Origin of the sequence: Mycobacterium sp. (assembly GCF_050701675.1) — a bacterium.
Lineage (GTDB): Bacteria > Actinomycetota > Actinomycetes > Mycobacteriales > Mycobacteriaceae > Mycobacterium.
Genome location: NZ_JBOGDD010000041.1, coordinates 1 through 5,947 on the forward strand (window position 1 = coordinate 1; position 5,947 = coordinate 5,947).

Sequence of the window (5,947 nt, forward strand, 5' to 3'; positions counted from 1 at the left end):
GTCCCATGACGACCGGCGACGTGACCGACAAGCCGCTGCGCGCAGACGCCCGCCGCAACTACGACGCCATTCTGACCTCGGCCAAGGAGATCTTCGCCTGCGAGGGCACCGGCGCCGCCCTCGAGGAGGTGGCCCGTGCCGCGGGCGTCGGGCAGGGCACGCTCTACCGGCACTTCCCCACCCGCGATCACCTATTCGTGGCCATCTTGCGTGAGCGGGTCGACCAACTCGAGACGCGGGCGGGGGAACTGCTCGGCTCCGACGATCCGTGGTCGGCCCTCGTCGAGTGGCTACGACTATTCGACCAGACCTCGTCGCGCTACCGCGGGCTGAGCCTCTACATCGGTCGGCGCCTGCAGGACGATGATTCGCCGGTGGCAGCCGCGTGCGCGCCGATGAAGGCTCGCTTCGTCGAACTCTTCGATCGGGCGCGCAGACAGCGCGCGGTGAGAGATGACGTCGCGCCAGCGCAGGTGCTCGCGTTGATCGGCGCCCTCCCCAAGGATGCGGCCGGTCACACCGATCCACCGCTGTTCGACGTGGCCATCGCTGGACTGCGGCGGGGCCAAACCTGATCGTCAACGCCGCGGCCGAGGGGCGCGGCGCCTGCGCTGCGGGGCGTGCCGATGAAGCGATTGATGGACAACGCACTTCGGTTCAGCCGCAGCGCGAAACGCGGCAATTTGGCATTCGGGCACGCGACGTCGATGTCGACATCGAGCCGACTCTCACCGATGCGCCGGAGGACTTGACAGCACCACTATGGATCGACACCATTCGACACCACACCAGGCGCGCAGCGTCGAGAGGACTACATTCCCATGCCGACACGGGACGCCACTCCGAAGACATGCGAGAACACCTCCAGGTTCGTCTACGCCAACGGACAGCGAATACACGTCGTCACTCGGGGCGAGGGGCCGCTGGTCCTGCTGGTGCACGGTTTTCCGGAGTTCTGGTACTCGTGGCGCCACCAGATGCAGCCGTTCGCCGACGCCGGGTACCGCGTGGTCGCGCCGGACATGCGCGGATACGGACGCACCTCGAAACCGCGGGCGGTTCACGACTATCGGATCACCGCGCTGGTCGACGATCTCGTCGAGGTGGTGCACGCACTCGGTGAGTCCAACGCCGTTGTGGTCGGCCATGATTGGGGCGCCCTCGTCGCTTGGACGGCGGCGTGGATGCGGCCGGACGTGTTTCGGGCCGTGGCGGCGTTGAGCGTGCCCTTCGGCGGGCAGGGCCTGATGGCGCTGCCGGGTGACCCGCTCGGGCGGCGACAGCCCAGCGAACTGGCCGCCGAGATTGCCGGGCCCGGCCGGCGGTTCTACCATGCCTACCTTGCCGATCCCACCGGCGGAGGACCCGAGATCGAACGCGACCCGCGAGCCTGGCTGCGGGCAGCGCTCTTCAGCTTCTCCGGCTCACCACCCCTGCCCGAGGCGACTGGCGCCGATGACACGTCGCAGGCCGACGGCTCGCTGATCGAGTTCCTGCGATCCTCGGGGGTGTGCATGCCGAACGGGACGCGGATGGCCGACCTGATGGTGACACCGGAGGTCCTTCCTGACTGGATCACAGAGACCGAAATCGATGTATTCGCCGCCGAATTCGAGCGCACGGGCGTCTGGGGAACCCACTACTACGCCTGCCTGGATCTGAGTTGGGAGTTGCTCGCGCCCTTCGCCGGCCAGCCGATCACCGTTCCAGCCCTCTATGTGGGTGGTGACCGCGACGTCGCCACGATCTGGGCCAGGGAGGCGATCGAGTTGTTCCCCACCACCGTTCCGAACTTGCACCGCGCGGTCGTGCTGCCGGGATGTGGACACTGGACGCAGCAAGAACGCCCCGACGAGGTCACCGCCGAACTGCTGCACTTCCTGAGCGCGGTCGGCTGAGGCCGCGAGGCCCACTCGCCCTAGCACGCCGACATTGGGTCCGCCGCGGGACGTGCCGACGGGCAGCCAATCCGGCGATGAGACCGATCGATACGTCATGGCGCGCCGTCAGTCAGACAGCGTCGCCGTGAACGTGTACCCGCAAGGCCTGCCCGATTGGTTGACGGGACCGATGGCGTCCGCAGAGAAGTAGCGCCCTAGCCAGCGTGCGCCGACGCGCCGGCGGTGCGCGATCGGCTGTCGACACCCGGACCGCAGGTGCACAACGCGGGCGACCCGGGGAGTTGCGGCGACCGTAGGTCGGTCGGAGGTCCGCCTCACGACACTGAGTGACGCTGCAGTCAAACGCTATTGATGACCGTGCGACAGTAATCCACCCAGCGTACTAAGTGGTACAGTTTGCGTGTGGCGGAACCGAGGTTCCGCGTGCGGCGTGCAGATCCCGCCGCCAACCGTCGCGGGCAGGTCGCTCGCCGGAATTCCCAGGGGGAGAGGCAACGTGCTGCGAGCGCTGAGAGCTGCGTGGATACCGCTGGTCGTGGCCGTCGTCGTGGGGGTGGGCGCGTACGCGATCGTGCGCGTGCGCGACACGCTCGGGACCGATCGGGCGTCGGTCGCTGACGCGGGCAGCGGCGACGACACCAAGCCCTTCAACCCCAAGCGCATTACCTACGAGATCATCGGCTCGGGGGGAAGCGTGGACGTGGACTACCTCGACGAGAACGGCCAACCTCACCGCATCGACGCCGCCGCGCTGCCGTGGTCGTTCACGGTCGTCACGACGTTGCCATCGATGTCGGCAAATATCGTCGCCCAGGGTGATACCAGCGTCAGCGGACTGGGGTGTCGCGTCCTCGTCGATGGGCAGGTGCGCGACGACCGCCGCACCGACGAATATCAACCGTTCATCTACTGCTTGGTGAAATCCGTATGAGCAACGCACATTCCATGCCGCATCGTCCGGTCTTCGCCCGGCTGGTTCGAGTCCTGTCGGTCCCGATCATCCTGTTCTGGGTGCTCCTCGCGGTCGCCCTGGGAATACTGTCTCCGTCGTTGGACGTGGTGGCCGACGAGCACTCGGTGTCGCTGAGCCCTCACGACTCGCCGGCGTTCCAGTCGATGATGAACATCGGCGCAGTGTTCAAGCAGTTCGACTCGGACTCCACCGCGATGGTGGTGTTGGAGGGCCAGGACAAGCTCGGCGACGACGCGCACCACTACTACGACGAGATCGTCGCCAAGCTCCGGGCCGATCACGCGCACGTGGAGAACGTCCAGGACTTCTGGAGTGACCCGTTGACTGCCGCGGGCTCACAAAGCCCCGATGGCAAGGGCGCCTACGTCCAGGTCTTCCTCACCGGCGCTCAGGGCACGAGTCCCAGTCACGAATCGGTGGCCGCGGTCCGCGACATCGTCACCTCAGTGCCCGGACCTCCCGGGGTCAACGCCCACGTGGCCGGCAACACCGTGCTCAACGCCGACACCAGCATCGCCGGCCGCAAGAGCCTGGCGGTCATGGCGGTGGTCTCGATCGGCGTCATCTTGGTGATGCTGCTGATCGTGTACCGCTCGGTGGTGACCACGATTCTGGCTCTACTGGTCGTCGGCGTGGAACTCTTTGCCGCACAGGGGGTCGTGGCCACGGCAGGGAACCTGAACATCATCGGCCTGACACCGTATGCCGTCAGCATGATCACGATGCTCGCCATCGCCGCGGGCACCGACTACGTCATCTTCCTCCTGGGGCGATATCACGAAGCCCGATTGGCCGGCCAGGACCGAGAAGCGGCCTTCTATACCGCCTACCACGGTGTGTCGCACGTGATCCTCGGGTCGGGCCTGACGATCGCCGGGGCACTGATGTGTCTGACGATGACCACATTGCCGTACTTCCAGACGATGGGCCTGCCGTGTGCGATCGCGCTGCTGATCATCGTGGCCGCGGCGTTGACCCTGGCTCCGGCGATCCTGGCCGTCGGGTCCCGCTTCGGCTTACTCGACCCCAAGGGGCAGCTCTCGACACGTGGTTGGCGCAAGGTCGGCACCACCGTGGTGCGGTGGCCGGGGCCGATCATCGTCGTCACTGCGGTGATCGCCATCCTCGGGTTCGTCAGCCTGCTGACCTACGTTCCGCAATACAACGACGAGAAGTTCACCCCGGCCGACATGCCGGCGAACGTCGCCATGGCTGCCGCCGAGCGGCACTTTTCCCAGGCCCGGATGAATCCCGAGCTGCTGATGCTGGAGGCCGACCACGACCTGCGCAACCCGGCGGACATGCTGGTCATCGACCGGGTCGCCAAGAGTGTGTTCCATCTCAACGGCATCGAACGGGTCCAGACCATCACCCGTCCGCTTGGGGCGCCCATCGAGCACAGCTCGATTCCGTTCCAGATCGCCATGCAGAACTCGGCCACCCTGCAGACCGCCAAGATCCAGAACGACAACACCGCTCAAATGCTCGAACAGGCAGACGAGTTGAGCAAGACCATCGCCAACATGGAGCACATGTACGCGATCATGCAGGAGGTCGTGGCCACCACCCACGACATGGTCGCCCAGACCCACGACATGGTGGACACCACCAATCAGCTACGGGACCACATCGCCGACTTCGACGACTTCTTCCGACCCCTGCGGGCCTACTTCTACTGGGAACCACACTGCTTCGACACTCCGGTGTGCTGGTCGATTCGCTCGGTCTTCGACACCCTCGACGGAATCGACGAGATCGCCGACAAATTGCAGGGACTCACCGGCAGCCTCGACCACCTCGACGAGTTGATGCCGCAGATGTTGGCGGTTCTTCCGCCGACTATTCAGTCCATGAAGACGATGCGCGACTTCATGATCGCCACGCACAGCACGATGGCCGGCATCCAGGCCCACATGCAGGAGAGCGCCGAGGGGTCGACCCTGATGGGCCAGTACTTCGACGAGGCCAAGAACGACGACTCCTTCTACCTGCCGCCAGAGGTGTTCAAGAACCCCGACTTCGAGCGCGGCCTGAAGATGTTCGTCTCACCCGACGGCAAGGCCGTCAGGTTCATCATCACCCACCAGGGAGACCCTGCCTCGGTCGACGGGATCAAGCACGTCGCCGGCATCAAGGACACCGTGGCCGACGCCGTCAAGGGCACGCCGCTTCAGAACGCCAAGGTGTCATTGGCTGGCACTGGATCGCTCTACAGCGACATGCAGAAGGGCGTCACGGTCGACCTGTTGATCGCCTGCATCGCCGCGATGATCCTGATCTTCGTGATCATGCTGGTCATCACGCGCAGCGTGGTGGCGGCTCTGGTCATCGTCGGCACGGTGGCCGCATCGTTGGGCACCGCCTGCGGACTGTCGGTGCTGCTGTGGCAGGAGATCCTGGGCCTCGGCGTGCAGTGGATCGTGCTCCCACTGTCGGTGGTGATCCTGCTGGCCGTCGGATCGGACTACAACCTGCTGGTCGTCTCACGGCTGAAGGAAGAGATCCATGCCGGGCTCAACACCGGCATCATCCGCGGCATGGGTGCCACCGGACGCGTCGTCACCGCCGCCGGTCTCGTCTTCGCGTTCACCATGATGTCGATGATCGTCAGCGATCTGCGGGTGGTCGGCCAGCTGGGCATGACGATCGGCATCGGGCTGCTGGTCGATACGCTGATCGTACGGTCGTTCATGACACCGTCGATCGCCGCCGGACTCGGACGGTGGTTCTGGTGGCCGCTGAACACCGTCAAGATCGTTCAGCGACGCGACCAGCCGGCGGCTGTACCCGATCTAGCCGGCTGACGATGGCGACCCAACACGAGCGGAAACGCATGACCGACGGCGGTGAGCCGAAGCTGCGCCAGCGTACCGACGGGAGACTGGACCGCTCGCGGGATCCGGCGATCCTCGACGCCGCGATCGCCGCGCTGACCGAGCATGGCTACGACGCGACCACGATGAACGACATCGCCGCCCGAGCTGGGGTGGGCAAGGCGGCGATCTACCGGCGGTGGACATCGAAGGCGGCGTTGATCACCGACGCGCTGGTGCACTGGCGTCCTGAGCTGGTG

5 protein-coding genes are annotated in these 5,947 nt (G+C 65.7%); all 5 read left to right on the top strand.

Annotated elements, in window-relative coordinates; all coding sequences use genetic code 11:
* A partial coding sequence (locus tag ACRDUX_RS01325; protein WP_526410267.1) for a TetR/AcrR family transcriptional regulator occupies positions 1–575 on the top strand: 575 nt, incomplete at its 5' end.
* A gap of 246 nt (positions 576–821) precedes the next feature.
* Positions 822–1,898: an alpha/beta fold hydrolase gene (locus tag ACRDUX_RS01330; protein WP_526410269.1), complete on the top strand. Its 1,077-nt coding sequence runs from the start codon at positions 822–824 to the stop codon at positions 1,896–1,898.
* Positions 1,899–2,397: 499 nt separating this feature from the next.
* Positions 2,398–2,832 (top strand): MmpS family transport accessory protein, encoded by a 435-nt coding sequence (locus ACRDUX_RS01335; protein WP_526410271.1) that lies wholly within the window; start codon positions 2,398–2,400, stop codon positions 2,830–2,832.
* Positions 2,829–5,678 carry an MMPL/RND family transporter gene (locus tag ACRDUX_RS01340; protein ID WP_526410273.1) on the top strand — a complete coding sequence of 950 codons (2,850 nt, stop codon included), beginning with the start codon at positions 2,829–2,831 and terminating at the stop codon, positions 5,676–5,678. The genes ACRDUX_RS01335 and ACRDUX_RS01340 overlap by 4 nt, the downstream gene beginning before the upstream one ends.
* Positions 5,679–5,680: 2 nt before the next feature.
* Positions 5,681–5,947: TetR/AcrR family transcriptional regulator (locus ACRDUX_RS01345; protein WP_526410275.1), on the top strand; the 267-nt coding region annotated here is incomplete at its 3' end.